Genomic DNA, 20,917 nt, shown 5'->3' on the forward strand with positions numbered 1-20,917 from the left:
TGTACCTCCTGATCATAGCCGATTTATTCTGCTGTGCCTCAGCCAAAGTAGTTAGGCTTTACTTACATCTTCGTATTTTTTGCAATGACATAGGGGCTTTTGGCGCTGCCGATCAATGTGCTCGCTTCGGGTAATTTAACATCCTTATCCAAAATGACATTCTCAATGACGGCCCCTTCACGAATAACACATTTTTGCATAATGATCGAATTGCTGACACGCGCCCCCTTGTGAATCTGTACTCCTCTGAAAATGACACTGTTTTCTACTTTCCCGCCGATCATACATCCGTTGGCAACCAATGAATTTTGGATTTCAGCCCCGTCCAGATATCTTGTAGGGGCTTCATACTTGATTTTGGTATGTGCCGGTCTTTCCTGGAATAACGCCTGGTACTGCTTCTGATCCAGCAATGCCATGCTGTTCTTGAAATAACTCTCCACGGAATTGATTACCGCATGATAGCCTTCATAACGGTAAGCGTGAATATTGAGCTGACCTGCATTGCGCTGGATGGCGTCACGGAAAAAATTGCTGTCACCATGTGCAATACAGCGCTCTGCCTGCTGTAAGTAGAGCTTCTTATCCATGATGAATATTTCCAAGTATATATTATGGTGATCCTGCTCCTGATGTATCCCGGTGACCCGGCCATCTTCATCTACCTCCAGACGAATGCAGGCCCCATACTCCGGCTCAAGCTGTTCAACATGCCGGTATATCAGCGTGACGTCGGCCCCGGTCTCCTTATGGAAGCGGTAAGCGTCCGCAATATCCACTTTGTTAATATGCTGCGTGCCTGAATGCACAATCGTCTCTCCCGCGGCACGTTTAAAAAAGTCCAGATTATTATGCACATGCTGCAAATCCCCTTTGGACGTATCCGTCGGATCATTCCAGTCCGGAGGCAGCACGAACAGTCCACCGCGTTTACGGTCCAGGTCCCACGGGCGCCCATCTCCCAAATGATCCAGCAAGGAACGGTATTTCCTACGGATGAACAAGGCCGTATCCAAAATCCCCGCATACATCATATTGGACAGTGCAAAGTCGATGAGCCGGTAACGGCCAGCAAATGGAACGGCCGCTCCACAGCGGAAGTAGGTAAGCTCCTTCAGATGATCCAGTTCTTTATCCAGGTTAATAACGCCGATCAATCGGTTCATGCTTTTCACCGTCCTGTTCCTCAATAATTTTGGGCCGCCCGGATTTCGGTATCCTGATCGACCAATAGGATATCTTCAGAGTCGCCGCCAATGACGGCATAATCTTCAATCACTACGTTCTCGTTCAGAATGGCGCGATGAATGCGGGCATGACGTCCGATTTTGACACCCGGCATAATGACAGAATCCGATACATAACTGCCTTCTCCGACTTCCACCCCGTAGAAAAGCACCGAATGCTCTACTCGGCCGTTTACGATGCAGCCTTCGTTCACGATGCAATTGTTGAGGATGGCCTGGGGAGAGACATACTGTGCTGGCTGGTTCGGGCTTCGCGTAAAAATGCGCCAATCCGGGTCGTTCAGGTTCAAGGGTGGGTCCTGCGCAAGCAAATCCATATTGGCTTCCCATAAGCTTTGAATCGTGCCCACATCCTTCCAGTATCCCTGGAACGGATAAGCGTACAACGTCTTGGCTTGGCTAAGCATAAGCGGGATAATATCCTTGCCAAAATCATGGGAGCTTTCGAGATTTTGCGAGGCTGTGATCAAATACTCTCTCAGAACGCTCCATTTAAACAAATAAATGCCCATGGACGCGAGCGTGCTTTTCGGCTGCGCCGGTTTTTCTTCAAATTCATAGATTTCCAGATTTTCATCTGTATTCAGCACCCCGAAGCGACTTGCTTCTTCAACGGTGACATCAATAACGGAGATCGTGCAATCCGCATTTTTCTCTTTGTGATACTCCAGCATGGCGGCATAATTCATTTTATAGATATGATCGCCGGACAGAATGAGCACGTGCTCGGGATTAAACTGTTCAATGAAATTGAGATTTCTGAAAATCGCATCCGCCGTGCCCCTGTACCAGCTGTTTCCTTCCTCCCTTTCATGAGGAGGCAGCACATAGACTCCACCATTTCTGCGGTCCAGATCCCAATCACTCCCCACGCCGATATAGGAATGAAGAACCAAGGGCTCATATTGTGTCAGTACACCAACCGTATCGATACCAGAGTGAGCGCAGTTACTGAGGGGAAAGTCAATAATTCTGTAGGTTCCGCCAAAATATACCGCGGGTTTGGCGAGTGTTCTCGTCAAGCCCTTCAAACGTTTGCCCTGCCCGCCGGCCAACAGCATGGCCAACACTTCCTTGTTCTGCATCAAAATTCCTCCTTCAATGTGCGAAAATGCGAATCATTTTGCAGCTTTGGATATGAACATTTATGCAACAACATATTCGACTGGTCTAACGTCAATGCTTATGAGATTCAAGGAGTGTGTTGTGTGTGTAAAGCAGGGAAGATGAAGCTAAATAAACTTAAAGGAGGGATTTCTAATGGCAATGACTAACAAGAAGTTGGTGTTCGCTGGGCTTGAGTTCGAATACGCCCGCTAAACAATAGGTTATACACGCTGCTGTCCGGTCCCTCTGACTTCGGTCAGAGAGACTTTGCAAACAGCGGCTATGGCTTTAGCTAGATTTTAAACTGTTTTATCGTATTTTGCAGATCATCCGCCAGACCTGCAAGCGCTTGGGAGGAAGAAGTGATTTCCTCCATGGAGGCAAGCTGCTGCTGTGTTGCACCGGAGATGCTTTGTGAATTGGCAGCAGACTCCTTGGCAACAGAGTTTACCTCCAGCATAGCTGAGTTCACATTTTCCGTACCTTCAGCAAGCTTGACCAGCGCTTCTGAAATATCCTCAATTTGAGAAACTACTCCGTTAACCGCCAGATCTATACTGCGGAAGGAGTTCCCAGCATGCTGGACAACATTCATGCCGGAGTGGACCTCTTTCGAGGCTTTTTCCATTGTCTGCAGCGTATGTTCTGTTTCGCTTTGGATCAACTGAATAAGCCCGGAAATTTGCGCTGTGGATTTCTTGGATTCTTCTGCCAGCTTCCTCACTTCATCGGCTACAACAGCAAAGCCTTTGCCATGCTCTCCTGCCCTGGCGGCTTCGATCGCCGCATTCAAGGCCAATAAATTGGTTTGCGCCGAAATATCTGTTATGACATTGGTGATTTTTCCAATTTCATTGGAGCGCTCGTTCAAGCTTTTCACCGCCTCCGCCAGGCTATTGACATTGGCATGGATCGAATTCATTTGTTGATTTACTTCCTCGATCGCCTGATTGCCTTCGGAGGACTTTTGCGAGGCCTGCAGCACATCCACTTTCATTTTCTCCGTATTTTCAGCGATCGTTCTTGTATGCCCGGTTATATCCGCGATGACGCTGGAACTCTCATCTACTTGGTCAACCTGTTTTTCCGAACCGTAGGCGAGCTCCTGGGCAATAATCGTAATATGTTCACTGGCTTTGCTGTTTTGTTCGGCATTGGCGCTTAATTCCTCCGAAGCTGAGGCTACCAGTAATGAAGACTCCTGTACGCTGTTGAATACAGTTTGAAGCCTGGAAGTCATATGGTTAAATGAGGCAGACAGCTCACCGATTTCATCCCTGGAGTGATAGCTTCCTTTAACCGTAAAGTCCCCGTTCTCGGCTTGCTGCAATAAGCTTACTACTTCCTTGACCGGTTTTACAATCATGCGCGCAATACCCATACTGAGCAGTATTAATAGAAGCAGAGCCACAATAATAACTACCGTTACAAATACAGTGATGTCGCGCGAGCTTTCCTGATTGATACTGTTAATTGAACCTGCATTCGTTATATTGGATTGCTGCAGTGCCTTCAAAGTATCGATAACCTGGTCATGGTAGGCCTCAGCGACCTCCAGATACACACGGTAAGCTTCCTCATTGCTATTTTGTGTCGCCAAATCAGTGACCTGATTCCTGCTTGTGTTCAGCATCTGAATTTGTTCTTTGTATTGATTGAGCAGATTCTGCTGTTCCGGGGTTAATTTTGTGCTTTCAATTTCAGTAGCGAGACGCTCATTTTCTTTCACTACCGTGGCAATCGCATCCTTCAGTTCTTTATTCCTGACAGGATCTTGAGTGACCAGCATCTCCAGCATATAACCAGAGCCAGCTCTTTCATTCACTCTCAATTGCATGATTTTCTCTAAAGGAACCAGATTTTCTCTATACATGGTCTCTGAGTTTTTGGTCAGGGCGAGAATATAGCTCAGGCCCAGAAATCCTATTGAACCGAGCGCCACTGCGCTTACAATAATGATAACTAACAGCTTCTTGGTAATAGATAGATTTTTTAGCAGCTTCAACTTAGGCGTCTCCTTTGAATATGATATTCTTCGGAGATTATATCGGTTTAATATCAAGAGATTTGAATGGATAAAATTATCCATTTTTTTAATAAGGCCGTCATGATAGCTCGATGCCTTGGTCTCCATCCATTATAACAACGGCATCAGGCCAAATACCACTACAACTCACACTAAACTTCGGGCATACCACCAAAGACCTTCCCGCCTCTGTGCAAAGCATGATATCTTGCCCGGTATTCCTGCGGAGTAATGCCCTCCTTCTCTCTGAAAACCTTGTTAAAATGCTTGGCGTTCTCAAATCCGACGGCTGCTGCCACCTCATAAATTTTGAGCCCGGTGCCTTCCAGCAGCTCCTTGGATTTATAAATCCGCACGTTCTTCAAATATTGAACAAAGCTTACACCGGTATAGGACTTGAAGGCTTGACTGAAATACGTATAATTCAACGATACGAGGTTGGACACGACCGCCATATTCAAATCCTCCCTGTAATGCTTATGAATATAGTCCACAGCCCGGTCAAGCTCGCACAGCTTTCCTCCATTGCCTGCCGTTCCCGGCCTACCCGCAGACTGCAGCGCTTGCTTCGCCTGTACATAGCTCTCTTTGAAATGACCCGGCTTTCCTATATCGGCGCTGGTTCCCATGTGGAAACGTTCCAGACCCGCGGCCCGCAGCCGGTCAGGCCAGGACTGCAGCCATTCGCCGTTGTCCGTAACCAGCACAGCCCTTCCTTCCATATCGTTGAAGGCAACGGCATGCCCTCCGCTTTCGAGCTCGGTTAAAGCCGTCGTCAGCACTCCAGAAATCGTGCCCAGTCCGGTATCAAGCACTGCTACTCGGCAGTCTGAGGCCGCCCAGTCCATTTCCACCCGCTTCAGCCTCTCCATCACTTCGGCGGCATCATGCTGTGCGCTCATCAGAATATAATTCAACTGAGCCGCTCGGAAATCCTCCTTCCGCCGTTGCAGCAGCTCTCGTTCCTTGTTCATCTGCTCTCTTGCGTTTAAAGTCTCCTCCATGTCCTTAAGCATGGAGAACAAGTCGTCGCGGATGACCGGCTTCAGCAAATATTCCTGCGCACCGCAGCGGATGGCCTCCTTTGCATACTGGAATTCGCCATAACCGCTTAGCACGGCAACCAGCGGCCTTGGTTGCAAATGACGAAGTTGGCGCATCAGTTGGATGCCGTCCATACGGGGCATTCTGATATCTGTAATAACGATATCCATGGGCGTCTCATTGGCCTGATTCCAGGCCTGACGCCCATCCTGGGCTGTGTAACATTCGAAATCCCCAGGGAACTCCCGCTCTACCATAGCCTTCAATCCAAGCCGAATGTTTTTCTCATCATCCGCAATCAATACTCTTTTCATCCTGGTTCCCTCCCTTGGCGGATATAGCCTGCGGAAGCACCATATGCACGGTTGTAGAGCTTCCCTGCCGGCTGTCCACATGAATGCCGAAGCCCTCCCCGCAGTGAATCCGTATTCTTGTCTGCACATTCCGCAGACCGATTCCGTGATTCTGCGATCGCTGACCGGCCAGAATCTGCTGCTGTAGCTCCTTATCTCCGAGCTTGAGAGCCGCGTTCACTTCATTCATTTTCCATTCCGGCATGCCCGCTCCGTTATCTGTGATCAGAATATGCAGGCTCCCTCTATGCTCGAACGCTTGAATCTTGACCGCAAAAGCCTCTCCCTCGGCTCGCTCCGGCTTCCAGCCGTGCTTAACCGCATTCTCTACAATCGGCTGCAGCGTCATCTTCAGCACACTGCGGGCATGAAGCTCATCTGGCACCTGCACCTCCAGCCGCAGCCTGTCATCATACCGAATGTTCATCAGGGCCATATAATTGCGGATATGACGAATTTCATCCTCCAAAGAGACCGAATCGGCGGACCATTGAAAGCTGTATCGCATCATAGAACCGAGGGAGGTCAGTGCATCTGACAGCGGATAATGTCCTTCCACCTCAGCCATCATCTTCAGATTTTCGAGCGTATTATAGAGAAAATGCGAGTCGATCTGATTCTTGAGTGAATTGAGCTCCGCTTCTTTGGCTGCCGCCTGTTTGTGAACGGCCTCAGCGATCAGCTCTTTGATCTTGCCCAGCATCTTGCGGAAATGGCGTGCCAGCTCAGCAATTTCCCCTTGTCCATATACCGGAATCCGAATTTCGAAATTCCCCTCATGCACCTGCTTCATGGAATCCCGAAGGGTGGTCAACTGTCTCAATATAAGAGCATGCAGGCCATATGAGATCAGCGACAGGAAGGCAATCAGCACAACTACGATGCTCAGGAGCTGATTGCGTCTGCCGCGGATGTCCGACAAAGCCGGCTCCAGCGACACTACATTCATCAGATAAGCGTCAGGTCCGTCGATATATCTGTACAATCCCAGATAGGCCATGCCATGATAGGCAAAGCGGAAGCTTCCCTGCTTACCCTCTGCATGCATCAGTAATTGTTCCCGAATCACCGTTGTTGGGAGGCTACCGGGCTGCCTACGGTCCGTGCGATAATACGGCTGGGCGTCACGGCTGAAGATAACCATCTGCGATTCCCTATCCTGCAGACTACCAAATGTCTTAGGCGAGAACTGCTCCAGCTTCATATCGATCTGCACGACACCACGTTGCGCGCCCTCCCTGCCCTGTATTTCTCTTAACAAAGAAATATAGGCCGTCTGTTCCTGAATATCCACCTCTCCGTTTCGCAAAATATCCTCGGGTCCACTGTACATCTCCCACCACGTCATCCCGTTTCTCGCACTCACCCTGGGCAGCCAATGCCGGTTGTAAATGCGTTCTTCCCGGAAAATGATAGGCCAAATTTCGTTGACATGCGGATTGTCTGTAAACAGCCGGATATTCGATAGGTTGGGGTTGCTGTACAGCAAATGCTGGAGATTGGGAAAAACATTCATATTAAAGTTCACTAATTCTTCCGCCGCAAGCTCCCTGCTGCTCGTTAAATAATTCAGCACTGCACGGTCCGAAACCGCAAGCTGCGCGGTCCGTTCCATAATCTCCATATTATTCAGGATATCCTTCAGCTCGCTATCCAGCGCAAACTCATTTTTCCTCTTAATCTCCAGCAGCGTATTATCGTATAGCTGCTGGAAGGTATATATCGAAAATAGGACGACAGGAATCAAAATGACGCCGATATACGCGACAATCAGCTTGATCTGTAGCGGCAATCCGCCAAGCCTGCCGACCATTTTCCCAATCGTATTCCGTATGATAGCACGCATGGGATCACTTCCAGCATCTCATTTATGGGAAGGCTGCAGGCAGCCGCTCCTTTCTATATCAACTCGAAAAATCCCGACAGGTCGGGATTTTTCGAAGCAGACGCTTGCTCATAGCAGAGCAGATGATGCGTCCCTTTTTCAGTTATTTCACAAACGATTCTATTTTTTTCTGATTCTCCGCAAAGGCCTTGGCCTGATAAGCTTTTACTTTATCGTAGCCTGCCTCGTCACGGTCCTTCAGAAATTTCTCGAATAACTGATCAAACTCGCTGTCCGACGCAGCCAGCAGCAGCTTCGGCAGCGTTTTGCTCCACGCCTGATCGATTTTGCTTTTGGCAATTCCTTCTTCGGAAGTTCCGGTAGGATCTGTATTATCGTATTGCGAGAAGCTGTACGTTTTGCCTTTCGTCCAATCTTCAGGCTGCTTCACGGGCTCGACGCTCGGCGGTGCCCACTTCAGATTCATATTCGTATCCATCATCATCCAGAAGGTAAAGGAAGCACCGTATTTTTTATCAAATGCTGTCCGGTCCGTGTTCAGCAGGTCCAGCACCTCAGGCTTGAACGTTTCCTTGCCGTCCACCATGTCCCAAGTTACGCCTTCTTCACCCAGGTAAAGATCCTTATTGCCTTCCTCACTCATGAGATAAGTCAAAAACTCGATCGCCCGCTCCTTGTCTTTCACGTCTTTGGAGATAAGCGTCAGCGTCCAACCCGAAATGCCGGGACCCGCCAGCGTAGGCGGATCCAGCTTGCTGTTGGCCGGACCTTCCACCGCAATATATACGGAATCCGGGTCATTGACATAACGTGTCGCCTGCTGGGAGGCCATATCGGAGCGCTGGAACAGCATGGCGAAATAACGGCCCTGAGCAATTTTCTCCTCCATTTGCGGACGCTTGTCGATAAAGATGTCCTTCGCCAGCAGCCCCATTTCATTCGCCTTCCGCAGCGTTTTCAGCCACTTAGTATATTCTGGGTCTGTCATCCTGTCATACATCTGACCATCCTTCTCGTAAGGAATCGCGAGAAAATTCTGCAGGTAATCCTCAAGCGAATAATTCCCCACATCTGTGAACTCATGGAGTCCAAGCGGAATCAGCGGCTGACCGTTGACCTCCGGGAACATCTGCTTCGCATCCTGAAGCGCTTTCAAGAAACCCTCTGGTGTTCTCATATCCGGCTTGCCAAGGGCTTCATACATATCCTTTCGCACCATGAACGTTTGATTGGACACGAAGTTCTGGCCATATTTCTTGTAGTCCTGCGGCGAGGACGATGAGTTTGGATAACCGTAAATGTTGCTGTCCGGCTGCTGATACCATGATATTTTGGCCGCGTCCGCCACCTTCATGAAATACGGGTCGTATTTTTCAGCCAGCTTATTGAGCGGCAGCACCATGTTGCCTTCAATCATTTTTTTGACAGCATCCTCGCTCCAGCCCAAGGTGATAAAATCCGGCAGCTTGCCGGAGGCAATCATCGTGTTGAGCTTCTCATTTTCATTACCCGCCGGCACGATGAAATTAAGACTGACCCCCGTTTTTTTCGTCACATACTGGGACGTGGCATCCACTCCCCACTTATTAGGAAACCAGGAGAAGTTCAGATACCAGTCGAACGTTATCGGGTCCGTATCTGCCTTCCAGCCCGGCTCATCGGCGGTCGCCGGTGTCTTGGGCTCCTCCAGCGAGGCCGGTGTGGAGCTCCCCCCTCTGGATGTGCATGCCGTCAGCATGAACACCGTAATCAAAGCCAGGATGCCTGCCCGCCATTTGCGTGTAAACATTGAAATCCCCCTTTTAATCTGCTTATCCTTTGATCGAACCGATCATCAGACCCTTAACAAAATACTTCTGTAAAAAAGGATACGCCAGCACGATCGGCAGTGTTGTGACGACCATCGTCGCCAGCTTGATCGACTGCGAGGTCACCGTCTGTGCCGCCACTCCCGGCGCGGCCGCCATCATCTGATTGGAGCTGGATTGGGCCACAACCCGGTACAGATACGTCTGAATCGGCTGGAGATTGGTATCGTTGATATAAATCATGCCTGTGAAATAATCATTCCACTGGTGCACACCGTGAAATAGAGCAATCGTCGCCACAACCGGCATCGAGCAAGGCAGCACGATGCTGTAAAAGATTTTGAAGTCGTTGGCCCCGTCCATCTTCGCCGCCTCCTCCAGTGCGTCCGGCAGCTCGCGAAAGAAGGAAAGGAAAATAATAAGGTCAAAAAAGCTGAACATGGCCGGAATAATATACACCCAGAAGCTGTCCAGCAGCCCAAGGTCCCTGATCAGCAAATAGGTCGGAATAAGCCCGCCGCCAAAAAACAGTGTAATCGTGCCGACAACCATGTAAAATTTGCGCCCGATCAATTCGCGGCGTGAATAGGCGTAGGCCACCATAGCCGTAAAAAAGACGTGCACCACCGTGCCGACCAGTGTTTTGGCAACCGTAACGCCCATAGCCGTCATAATGCCGCTGCTGGCGAATACCGCCCGGTAATTATCCAGGCTGAACACCCTCGGCACCCAGAAGATGCCCCCCTGCATGGCGTCCGCTCCGTCATTGAAGGAATTCACAAGCACATACCAGATGGGATAAAGCGTCAAGAAACAGATGATGAGCATCACGATATTGTTAACCGTATCAAATACTGCCTCTCCCGCTGTCTTGCGCTTAAGAAACGGCATCTTTGTCTCCCCCTTTCAGAACAGTGATGTATTGTTGAGCCGTTTGGTGACGCTGTTGGCCAGCAGCAGTAAAATAAGCGCAACAACCGCCTTGAGTAGACCTACAGCGGTGGAATAGGAGAACCGCCCCTGCTGAATGCCGACCTGATACACATACACGTCAATCACACTGCTCGCGCTCTCATTCAGCGAATTGCGCAATACGAGGATCTGGTCGAAGTTTGAATTTAAAATGCCGCTGACCGCAAGAATAAACAGGATGGAGATGGTGCCTTTAATAGATGGCAGCGTGACATACCACATTTTCTGAAACCGTCCCGCACCGTCAATCGTCGAAGCCTCATACAGATCCGGTGAAACCCCCGCCATAGCAGCCAGATAAATAATGGCCGACCAGCCGAGCTCCTTCCAAATATCCGAAGTGATGACAATGGCCCAGAAGTAACTAGGCTCCGCCAGATAGCTGATGGGCTCACGGATCCATCCCAATCCGAGCAGCAGCTCATTCACGAGCCCTGTATCCGAGAGCCAGGTCGCGAGAATGCCGCCAAGGATGACCCATGACAGAAAGTGCGGCAGGTAAGAAATGGTCTGAATGGATTTCTTATAGCGTATAGAACGGACTTCATTCAGGAAGAGGGCAAACAGAATCGGCAGTGGAAATCCGATCATCAGCTTGAGCAAACTGATACCGAGTGTGTTTCTCACAACATCCCAAAAATTATCGTCCTCAAGGAAGGCCTTGAAATGCTCCAGCCCCGCCCAGGGCGCTTCCTGGATCGTGCTGATAATATCGAAATTCTTGAAAGCGATCACAATCCCATACATGGGAAGATAGTTGAAGATGATCATCCAGATCAGCCCAAGCAGCGCCATCACCTGCAAATACCGCTGCTCCAACAGCTTTCTGAACAGATAGGCCGCTCCCTTCTTCTTCGGAACGAGTTCTGCTGGCAGCCCTTGGCCCTCTATGGCACCATCCGGTGATACACTGGCAGCCTTGAATTTGGAACTCATGCGTTATGACCTCCCTTCACTGATGTAAGCACTTACATTTATATTTTATAGGGTGCTCACTTCAAATCCTAGGGTTCATATTTTTGATTCGGTGCGCATTTTTCAGGTGCCGGGCAAATTGATTATTTCGTTATCTTGCTGTTACATTCCAAATTGAACACACATGACTCTGTTCAGAGTTATACTAAGCACAACAACACTTGCAGGAGGCTCTTCCACATGACAACAAAAATCAGTGAATCTCTGTATTGGTCCTTTTTTTCTTATGGGGACTGGAACCTATATATCGCTGCAACGGATGAAGGACTTTGTTTTGTCGGTTCTCAAAATCAGCCGTTTGAAGAATTAACATCTTGGGCAAACGCCCGATATCCGGGACGAGCCTTAACTCAGGATGATAAAAGGCTGCAGCCTTATGCGGTTGAACTTACCCAGTACTTGCAAGGCAACCTTGAACATTTTTCAATCCCGCTCGTTTATCAAGGAACGCCTTTTCAAGAGGCAGTATGGAGAGCCCTTTGTGACATCCCTTACGGGCAAACCCGCTCCTACTCGGATATTGCTCAGCGTATTCAAAAACCGGCTGCGATTCGAGCGGTTGGCTCAGCCATCGGCGCGAATCCGATCTTAATTACGGTTCCTTGCCATCGTGTCATCGGCAAAAACGGGGCGCTAACTGGATATCGTGGTGGAATCGATATGAAAACAAAGCTGCTGGAATTGGAGAAGGAGCCGCATCAAGCCTGATCCTGGACGACATGATGTCCAAGGGCACGCCGGAGCAACGCGAGCGTGTTACACAGTCTTTTTTGAAAATGAAAAAGTTTGACCTTGCGGAATTGCAGAAAGCATTTCGCGGGGAATGAATATATAAGCTCGAGGTATTTGAACCGAGCAGGCGGCGCACCTTCTTATTGGGCGCCGCCTGTTTTCTACCAGAACGGAATGCGGATTACAAGGTTACCCCATTTTTAAAGATCGCCAACTCCCTGAATTGATTCTTTTCGTTGTTGACAAGCTTGCCGCTGGCGACCTCGATGATGTAGCGGATCAGATCACGGACAGTCTCCTCCATGGTGGACCCTTCCAGCAAATCGCCGGCATTATAATCAATCCAGTGCGGCTTCGATTGATACAGCGGCGTGTTGGTGGACACCTTCATCGTTGGCACGAAGGAACCAAACGGCGTCCCCCTCCCTGTCGTGAAAATAACGAGCTGGCAGCCCGCTGCTGCTAGAGCCGAGGAGGCAACCAAGTCATTCCCTGGCGCGCTTAGCAGATTAAGTCCTTTCGTCTGCAGCCGTTCACCATAATGGATCACATCATTCACCGGCGAAATCCCGGATTTCTGTGTGCAGCCAAGCGATTTATCCTCCAGCGTGGTGATGCCCCCAGCCTTATTGCCTGGAGAGGGATTCTCGTATACAGGCTGATTATAATCGAGAAAATACTGCTTGAAGTTATTAATGAGATCCACAATTTTGTCGAATACCTGTTCATTCGCAGCCCGTTCCATCAGAATCCGCTCAGCGCCAAACATTTCCGGCACCTCGGTCAGCACAGTGGTTCCTCCTTGGGCCGCCATAAAGTCGGACAGCCTGCCCAGCAGCGGATTAGCCGTAATGCCCGACAATCCGTCAGACCCCCCGCATTTCAATCCAATGCTGAGCTCAGATAGCGGAACCGTCTCCCTATGGTCGCCCTGGGCATTACGATGAATCTCATGCAGCAGCTTAACGCCTGCCTCCACCTCGTCCCCTACTTCCTGAGAAAGCAGAAATTTCACCCGCCCCTCGTCATACTCGCCGATGGCTTCCCGGAATTCATTCATGCTGTTATTCTCACAGCCGAGCCCAAGCACCAGCACTCCACCGGCGTTGGCATGCTTGACGGCATCCGCCAGGATCGTGCGGGTCATGACATGGTCGTCACCCAACTGGGAGCAGCCGTAATTATGCTTAAGCACAAGCGTTTGTTCAAAAGGAGCAATCGAGCCCGCCTCTTCCTTGAAACGGTTTATGATCATCTCGGCTACTCCGTTTACACAACCCACCGTTGGTACGATCCACAGTTCATTCCGTATGCCGACACTGCCGTTTTTCCTAACATAGCCCTCGAAGGTCAAATTTTCGTTGTGGTAATCATTCTCCAAAAGCTTCGGCTCATAACGGTACTGCTCCACGCCGGTCAGATTGGTTTTCGTATTATGGGTATGCACATGGCGACCAGGGACGATCTGTTCAAGAGCATGCCCGATCGGATAGCCATATTTCAGCACATCCTCCCCAGCTTGAATCGCAGCGAGTGCCAGCTTATGGCCACGGGGAATATCATCAACAAGCCTGATTTCCGTCTCATCAATCCGGACGGATTCATCCCGACTGAAATCACGCAGCGCAACCGCTACATTATCCCGTTCGTGGATACGGATTACTTCCAGCATTTCAATCTTCCCCTTCCTGTGCCGCAATCAGACGGTCTGAGGTATCCAAAAAATGGGCCAGCGCCTGAGACATCCCCAGTTCTGCAATCTCATGCACATGATCTGCAACTCGTTCGGAAAGCCCTGCAACTGTCCCCAGCTCACCACCGCACACGCGCGCATCCGCCAGAATGCGGCTCACGAGCCGGTCTGCCGCTTCGCGTGTACCGTCATACTGCTCCCACTCCTGCTGGAACAGCTCAAGAATGGCGGGATCGTCGGACAGATTAATCCGCTCAGAGCCCCTGCTCCCTTTATACATAACGATCAGCGACGCGAGCGAGAACACCATTCTGTCCGGCAGTCGCTCCTGCTGCTGCACAAAGCTTAACAATGAAGGCTTCAGTCTGGCATCAAACTTGGACCACGAGTTCAGCGCTATGCTCAGAAGCTGGTGCCGCAGGTACGGATTCCTGAACCGTTCCAGCACGGAATCCGCATATTGATGCAACTCCTGTGCGCGGATGTCCAGAGCCGGTATAATTTCCTCACGAATCAAAGCTTCTACAAATGCTCCGCTTAACTCATGATTTACGGCCTCTTCCACCGTGTTCAGATCATTTAAATAGGCGACCGGCGTCAACGCCGTATGGGCACCATTCAGAATGCGCACCTTCCGGATCCGATAAGAGCTTAAATCATCGGTTATGATCACATTCAGGCCCGCCTGATGAGCCGGAAACTCGGCGCGGAGCCAGTCCGGTCCTTCAATCACCCACAAATGATAAGGCTCCGCTACCGTCAGAAATGGGTCCTGATAGCCTAACTCGGCTTCCATTTCGGCCGCCCGCTCTTGGGGGTAACCCGAAACGATCCGATCAACAAGGCTGCTGCAGAATAGATTATGCTCCCGCAGCCACCGGGAAAATGGCTCTTCCAGCTCCCATTTTGCAGCATGACGCAATACGATATCCCGCAGCGTCTCCCCGTTACGTTCAATCAGTTCGCATGGAATGATAATAAGTCCCTTTGCCGGATCTCCATTGAAAACTTGGTATCTCCTGTACAGCAGCGCTGTTAATTTCCCGGGAAAAGTGCTTTGTGGCTGATCTTCCAACCTGTCTTCTTCCGCATACACGATGCCTGCTTCCGTCGTATTGGACAGAACAAACCGCAGCTCAGGCTGAACGGCCAATTCCGCATAAGCCTCATAATTCTTATATGGATTCATTCCCTGCACAACCGACTCCACCAGTGTGTATTCCCTGACCGTTTGGCCGTCCCGGTAACCTTCCACACAGACGGTGAACAGCCCATTCTGTTCATGTAGCTGTTCTGCGGATCGCCCTCCCGCCCGGTTCTGCAGCACCGCTACCCCTGCATTCCAGTCTAGCTCGGTGTTCATGATATGAATCTGCCAGTCTGCAAACGCCCGCATAAAATTCCCGTCTCCAAACTGGACGACTTTAACCGGATAAGGCGTTCTTCCCTGCTTTCCCTGTCTGCTTAAAATATTCATCATTTTCCTCCAGTCAGGTGCTTAGCGCTTCAGTGCGGCCGTCGCCGGAAATTTAAAATAGGTGGTGGCGTTTTCATAACAGATGCCCCGGATCAAGCGGCCCAGTAATACTTCATCCATGGGCGCTTCTCCCTCCTCAACCCAGGTGCCCACCAGATCACACAGCAGTCTGCGGAAATATTCATGTCTTGTATAAGAAAGGAAGCTGCGGGAGTCCGTGAGCATGCCGATAAAACACGACAGCATTCCAAGGTTGGACAGCACCTTCATCTGCTCCAGCATGCCTTCCTTGTGGTCATTGAACCACCAGGCGGTTCCGAACTGGATTTTGCCCCGGACGCCTCCAGATTGAAAGCTGCCTGCTACGCTTGCAATCACATGATAATCGTTCGGGTTAAGCGAATACAAAATGGTTCGCGGCAGTCCGCCTTCCAGCTCAATGGCATCAAGCAGTCCTACAAGCGCATTCGCAATTGGTCCATCGTTCACGGCATCGTAACCTGTATCCGGCCCCAGCGTCCGGAAGGAAGCCGTATTGTTGTTGCGAAGTGCGTGGATATGATACTGCATTGCCCAATCCAGTTCGGCGTACAGCTTACCCAGAAATACCAGCGTATAGGTTTTGTACTTCGCTTCCTCTCCCGTTGTCACTTGCTCACCAGACATCGCTTTAGCAAAAATGGCGGAAGCTTCCTCAAGCGTCGTCTCTGCAAAAACCACACTATCCAGCGCATGATCCGATACACGGCAGCCGATCTCATGGAAATAACGGGCCCGCTGCTCAAGCGCTTTCAAAAATTGTCCGTAATCGGAAATGACCGACTCGGACACCTCTTCCAATCTTCTTACCCAAGGCACAAAGGTGCTTCTGGCGATTTCAAACCCTTTGTCCGGCCGGAAGCTTGGCAACACCTGGGTCTGAAAATCCTCCAGCTCCTGAATGGCCAGATGGTATTCCAGCGAATCGCAAGGATCGTCTGTCGTACACACGACCTCCACCTTGGATTTGGTGATCAGATCGCGTGCTCCAAAGCCTTCACCCTGCAGTTGGCGGTTGACCTTTTCCCAGATGGAAGGAGCAGATTCCTCATTCAATAGCTCATGGACCCCGAAAAAACGCTGCAGCTCCAGGTGAGTCCAGGCATACAAAGGGTTGCCGATCATGTTGGGAACCGTCCGCGCCCATGCCATAAATTTGTCGTAATCGTCCGCGTCCCCTGTAATGAACCGCTCCTCCACCCCGTTCGCCCGCATCATTCTCCATTTGTAGTGATCCCCGTACAGCCAGGCTTCGGTCAGGTTTTTGAAGCTTTTGTTCTCCAAAATCTCCTTGGGACTTAAATGGCAGTGGTAGTCAATAATCGACATATCCTTCGCATACTTTTCGTACAGCATTACAGCGGTTTCCGAGCTCAGCAAAAAATTCTCATCCAAAAACGGTTTAACCATGTACAAAACCATCCTCTCCCAGGCAAAATGTTAACGTGAACATTTTTCAATGCAACATGCTTACTTTTATTATATGACATAGCGGGAGCTAGATTGCAACAAAAATGTTAGCGTTAACAATAAAGCCAGTCAAAACACCAAAATAAAGTGTTAGACTGGCTTGTGGTTTTGCTCCTCAAGGTTGGACTCTGTTAATGTTTCGCCAAATCATACTCCAGTGCTTGACGAGCAGGACTATTCTCCAAACTGCCTCCTTCTCCCGGTTTCAGGTCGAAAATCCGATCAACAAATTGATTAGCCTCCAGCAATAAAGCCTCTCTTCTTTCTTGTGTGATTCGTGGCACTGCATAGAAAATTTGAATTTCAGCATCTGAAAATTCAGCGAACCCAAACAGGTTATCGTTTGCCGCATAAATCATATCGATTTGACGTGAAATACGAACATAATCCTCAGATGATCCTGTTGTGAAGATCGTATATGCACGCTTGTCCTTAAGACCATATTCCCCTTGAGGAGAACGTAGAAGGTTGGTAGTGAAAACTCTGTCAATGTAGCCCTTAATTACAGCCGGGAAACCACCCCACCACAAAGGTGAAATAATAACAAAAGCATCGGTCCATAATAAATCTTCTTGCTCTTTAGCAATTTCTGCTGGTAACACCTTAGTAGCTTTAGCGGCCAGATCATCAATCCCCATTGTGGGATTAAATGATGTTTCAATAAGATCCTTAACTTTTACATCAGCACCACGTGATTTCAAATGAGAGGTGACTTGATCCAAAATGGCTTTGTTAAAGCTTTTGTTGTACGGATGACCGTAAAGAATCGTGATATTCATGCTTTCTTTTCCTCCAATAGTTAATTTTTTGACAGAATCAGATTACTCATGTAATGTTATTCCTAAAGTTCGATTATAACAAGTACGATGTTTCATGATATATACTATCTAAAATCATACTATTGGGAAAATTACTAAGCATTTAACGGAGGGCACACCTTATGTCGAAAGAAAAAGAATACACTTCTACCTGCTCACTTGCGATGGTTCAGAAAATAATTGGTGGCAAGTGGAAATTAGTAATACTGTGGTATTTGTCACGGGGACCCAAAAGATTCGGAGAAATCAAGCGCACATTCCCTGACATCACTCAGGCCATGCTCACTAAACAATTACGTGAACTGGAAGAGGATGGTTTTATTCATCGTGAGATTTATAAAGAAGTCCCTCCACGTGTTGAGTACTCTTTGACATCTGTTGGCGGAGATTTTGTTCCTATCCTGCACAGCATTTACGATTGGGGCGAAATCCACTTGAAATGATGGGTTCATTTCGCACCGGGTAGCCCACCAAAGTAAAAACCTCGAAAGGCACGAGGCCAATCAAGGTTTGGAAGTTAATCAATAATCTCTATATTCTTGGCAACTAACCCCAAAAGCTCATTCTCGGATAGCAAGTAGCTTATTCCGTTCTGTGATACTTCTTGTTCGACTTTTTTTCTTCTTGAGAACCAAATAATAAATCCGTTATTCTCGGTAACAATATTATAGGTTTTTACAGACGGAGTGTAAGTGCATGATACCTTGGAACTATCATGATCTGTCCCAATCTCTTTTAATAATAGCAACGTAAGTACTCCTTTCGAGTTTTACTTGAAACTACCAGGTTGTACGCCAACAATCTCTTTTTTTGATGGGTTGACATAAACCTTAGTATTGGCGGCTGAACTCCCCCAAACTTTAAGCTCTTTAAGACTCGAACGCTGTTCTTTCCGGAAACTTTCCACCTTCTCTAATTAGACAAACTGCCAATCTCTGCGCCGCTCTGTCAAAATAGAACTTTGATGGAATGTTAGGATCAGGTAAACCTTCAAGCTCAGAAAATTTTCTGGTTAATTTGTTTAACTCGATTTTTCCCATTACATTTTCACTCGGTCCAAATTTGTAGACAACAGTTTCATCGTTTTCAAATTCTTTAAGTAACAATACATATGAAGCCAAAATTACTCCTCCTCTGGCGGATACCACGGACGCCCGGAATCTACTGTTCTGTCGTGTGCAGTCCTGTAATCTGTCTTAAATATCCCTTCAAATTTCGATTCAAAAAGTTCATGATTCAATAAGTCGATGTCATTCTGTTTGTAGGTCCCTTTTTGAAGTCTATCCCAAGCCTGAGCAATTTCATAATCAGCCTCAAAACGTCCAACACCATGTTCTTTGATGTGTTCTTTGAAGAATACATGTTCTTTAATTTTTCGTATTCTATGTTCTTCCATTCCTGTATTCTCACTAATAAACTGAACATCAAAATTTGACTTTCTAAAGGATTCATACATTTCATCCGCTTTGTCTAACCGTCTCAGGTATTCATCAACGGAGAGTTCTCTACCACCAGTTTGAACTTTATGCGTTCCCTCAGACACCTTATCTTTTAGCTTATCTTGATCTTCTTCTCTAGGTGTGTATTTTACTCCGTCTCCCAACTTCCCCTTGATACCTATTCTTCTCTCAAGAAACTGAACAGCTAATGCCGAGGCGGCTGTCCCCGCATAAAAAGCCGCACCTTGCTCCTCAAATTTTTGTTTTTCCGTCTCTACATGTTCCTTTGCCTGTTCCCTTGCATCGCCCGTGCCCCAGAGAAAGTTCCACCCGAAAGTCGCACCGCTCACTGCACCTTCGACTGGTGCGGCGATTGCATCTCGTGCCATTCCACCAATCGTGCCTACCGGGTCTTCCTCTATCTGTTCGCCCAGTTTAACTATATTATCATCCAATGTGCTGAGCGGTTTCCATGCCCCTTCGAAAAAATCATGAACATGGTCACCAAGTCCTTTTTCCTGCTCTTCTCGTGGTGGCCTTTCAATAGAGACGTTTCTAGCATCAGACAGCTCATTCAGTTGGTTAAAATTGATATTTACAGACCCGAATGTTCCAAAGTTTGGATTAAAGAAATCAGGAATATGAACTATGCCTGAGTCTGCATCAACAAACCTGTTCACTATGGTTTCTAATTCATCCGCTGCTTTTTGCAGATTTACCGGGACCAGGCTCAGTGCCTTCGTATTCTCTTCGTGCAGGGAGCGGAACCTTCTCGCCGTCTCTCCTTCAAACTCATTCAACAAGGCAGTCGTTCTTGAAAAATTCTGCTCCAATATGTATTTTAACTGATCTTTCCCGACTCTGATCCTTCGAGCGACTTCCACCATGAGATCCGCAGGTACCTGTATTTTCGCCATGCCTACACATCCACTTCTATTTTATGGAATTAAATTATACTAAAATAGAAATTCAAGGCACAGCGACATTAGGTCTAACTTTAATATGACCTCCGTGCGATCTTCAAAAGATTCCCACTTCATTTGACAGTTTTCTTTCACTTTTGTGCATTTAAAAATCCACGCTTCTGCATAAGGAGCGACAGCGGTCAATTTAGGCCTTGTAGCACAAGGGATTGGCCTTGCAAAAGTGCGAACCTCATTGCTTTTCCTATAGGAAAAGCACAGGACGAATTTGCGTCCTGTGGTTTTGAATTAATCAGTCATGCTTCTTTACGCTTTCAGGTTATTCTTTATATTTTGTAAAATTTCTTCTACATTTCTCTTTTTATCATCCTTCAACATGATTTGATCCAAGAAATCTTCGATAAAACTTTTTACAGTCGACTCAAATATGCCAATCGGTATATATTCAAGCCCCGCTGGATTAGTAAATGATATTCCTTCAGTAGAGTATGTTGATTCATTATTCCAAGCAATCTCTATTTTATCGTTAACTCTTCTGAAAAAAATATCAGCCAAAAAAGAACCTGCTCTACTTGAGAACCAAGAGTGTTGAAATTCCCACTCTTGTTTTGTGTCAAACCATGCATCAAATTCATCATCATTATCTGATTCAAACGACAAACAATTATCCAATAGCTCGAGTGAGTGCTGGCCTTCAACAGGGAGAGGGAATGAGTCATCGCTCAAGATATACTTTAAATTTTCACTGAACCATTCAACAATGTATATTAAATTCCATTGGTAAGTATTTAAACTATTTTCTCTCTTATACTGGCAAATATCTATTCCTCTAACAAAAAGTTCAAACCTCCCCCATGTTTCTCCTGCCAAAGTGCTTTCATTAAAAGGGTTAGTTTCAAATTTATACTGAATAGAAAATACGTTTTTTTCTCCAAAGCTTCTCAGCAT

At 48.0% G+C, this 20,917-nt stretch carries 17 protein-coding genes; 2 read left to right on the top strand and 15 right to left on the bottom strand.

The annotated features are described in order from the left end of the window. Window positions 1-62: 62 nt before the first annotated feature. The 8 genes from glgD to OIN60_RS11220 form a co-directional block, all read right to left on the bottom strand. Window positions 63-1,166 (bottom strand): glucose-1-phosphate adenylyltransferase subunit GlgD, encoded by a 1,104-nt coding sequence (gene glgD / locus OIN60_RS11185; RefSeq protein ID WP_305754947.1) that lies wholly within the window; start codon window positions 1,164-1,166, stop codon window positions 63-65. A gap of 20 nt (window positions 1,167-1,186) precedes the next feature. After that, window positions 1,187-2,332, bottom strand: coding sequence for a glucose-1-phosphate adenylyltransferase (locus OIN60_RS11190; RefSeq protein WP_305754948.1), 1,146 nt, complete (start codon window positions 2,330-2,332; stop codon window positions 1,187-1,189). A gap of 314 nt (window positions 2,333-2,646) precedes the next feature. Then, complete coding sequence (locus tag OIN60_RS11195) at window positions 2,647-4,359, bottom strand: methyl-accepting chemotaxis protein (protein ID WP_305754949.1); 1,713 nt, start codon at window positions 4,357-4,359, stop codon at window positions 2,647-2,649. A gap of 173 nt (window positions 4,360-4,532) precedes the next feature. Next, on the bottom strand, window positions 4,533-5,738 hold the full coding sequence (locus OIN60_RS11200) for a response regulator transcription factor (protein ID WP_305754950.1): 1,206 nt from the start codon (window positions 5,736-5,738) through the stop codon (window positions 4,533-4,535). Further along, the gene (locus tag OIN60_RS11205) at window positions 5,713-7,623 is read right to left on the bottom strand and encodes a cache domain-containing sensor histidine kinase (protein ID WP_305754951.1); all 1,911 of its coding nucleotides are present in this window, start codon (window positions 7,621-7,623) and stop codon (window positions 5,713-5,715) included. Before OIN60_RS11205 ends, OIN60_RS11200 begins: the two co-directional genes overlap by 26 nt. 142 nt (window positions 7,624-7,765) lie before the next feature. Beyond that, complete coding sequence (locus tag OIN60_RS11210) at window positions 7,766-9,412, bottom strand: type 2 periplasmic-binding domain-containing protein (RefSeq protein WP_305754952.1); 1,647 nt, start codon at window positions 9,410-9,412, stop codon at window positions 7,766-7,768. 22 nt (window positions 9,413-9,434) lie between these two features. Beyond that, entirely contained in the window at window positions 9,435-10,322 is an 888-nt protein-coding gene (locus tag OIN60_RS11215; protein ID WP_305754953.1) for a carbohydrate ABC transporter permease, read from the bottom strand. A gap of 15 nt (window positions 10,323-10,337) precedes the next feature. After that, the gene (locus OIN60_RS11220; protein WP_305754954.1) at window positions 10,338-11,339 is read right to left on the bottom strand and encodes an ABC transporter permease; all 1,002 of its coding nucleotides are present in this window, start codon (window positions 11,337-11,339) and stop codon (window positions 10,338-10,340) included. A 219-nt stretch (window positions 11,340-11,558) separates the two neighbouring features. Here OIN60_RS11220 and OIN60_RS11225 point away from each other — a divergent pair, with 219 nt between their 5' ends. After that, complete coding sequence (locus OIN60_RS11225; protein ID WP_305754955.1) at window positions 11,559-12,086, top strand: methylated-DNA--[protein]-cysteine S-methyltransferase; 528 nt, start codon at window positions 11,559-11,561, stop codon at window positions 12,084-12,086. 205 nt (window positions 12,087-12,291) lie between these two features. On the opposite strand, the gene OIN60_RS11235 is transcribed toward OIN60_RS11225, so the two are convergent. The 4 genes from OIN60_RS11235 to OIN60_RS11250 all read right to left on the bottom strand — a co-directional run bounded on the left by OIN60_RS11235 (window position 12,292) and on the right by OIN60_RS11250 (window position 17,568). Continuing rightward, entirely contained in the window at window positions 12,292-13,782 is a 1,491-nt protein-coding gene (locus OIN60_RS11235; protein ID WP_305754956.1) for a UxaA family hydrolase, read from the bottom strand. A gap of 1 nt (window position 13,783) precedes the next feature. Beyond that, window positions 13,784-15,280 carry a tagaturonate reductase gene (locus OIN60_RS11240; RefSeq protein WP_370872492.1) on the bottom strand — a complete coding sequence of 499 codons (1,497 nt, stop codon included), beginning with the start codon at window positions 15,278-15,280 and terminating at the stop codon, window positions 13,784-13,786. Window positions 15,281-15,301: 21 nt separating this feature from the next. Then, window positions 15,302-16,729 carry a glucuronate isomerase gene (gene uxaC, locus OIN60_RS11245; protein WP_305754958.1) on the bottom strand — a complete coding sequence of 476 codons (1,428 nt, stop codon included), beginning with the start codon at window positions 16,727-16,729 and terminating at the stop codon, window positions 15,302-15,304. Window positions 16,730-16,920: 191 nt separating this feature from the next. After that, window positions 16,921-17,568: an NAD(P)H-dependent oxidoreductase gene (locus OIN60_RS11250; protein ID WP_305754959.1), complete on the bottom strand. Its 648-nt coding sequence runs from the start codon at window positions 17,566-17,568 to the stop codon at window positions 16,921-16,923. Between the two features lie 161 nt (window positions 17,569-17,729). On the opposite strand from OIN60_RS11250, the gene OIN60_RS11255 reads away from it, so the two are divergent. Next, complete coding sequence (locus OIN60_RS11255) at window positions 17,730-18,050, top strand: winged helix-turn-helix transcriptional regulator (RefSeq protein WP_305754960.1); 321 nt, start codon at window positions 17,730-17,732, stop codon at window positions 18,048-18,050. 426 nt (window positions 18,051-18,476) lie between these two features. On the opposite strand, the gene OIN60_RS11260 is transcribed toward OIN60_RS11255, so the two are convergent. The 3 genes from OIN60_RS11260 to OIN60_RS11270 all read right to left on the bottom strand — a co-directional run bounded on the left by OIN60_RS11260 (window position 18,477) and on the right by OIN60_RS11270 (window position 20,917). Beyond that, entirely contained in the window at window positions 18,477-18,728 is a 252-nt protein-coding gene (locus OIN60_RS11260; protein WP_305754961.1) for a hypothetical protein, read from the bottom strand. A gap of 2 nt (window positions 18,729-18,730) precedes the next feature. After that, window positions 18,731-19,963, bottom strand: coding sequence for a WXG100 family type VII secretion target (locus tag OIN60_RS11265; RefSeq protein WP_305754962.1), 1,233 nt, complete (start codon window positions 19,961-19,963; stop codon window positions 18,731-18,733). Between the two features lie 312 nt (window positions 19,964-20,275). Further along, window positions 20,276-20,917 carry a DUF5984 family protein gene (locus tag OIN60_RS11270; protein ID WP_305754963.1) on the bottom strand — a complete coding sequence of 214 codons (642 nt, stop codon included), beginning with the start codon at window positions 20,915-20,917 and terminating at the stop codon, window positions 20,276-20,278.

The sequence above is a fragment of the Paenibacillus zeirhizosphaerae genome (assembly GCF_030705605.1).
GTDB lineage: Bacteria > Bacillota > Bacilli > Paenibacillales > Paenibacillaceae > Paenibacillus > Paenibacillus zeirhizosphaerae.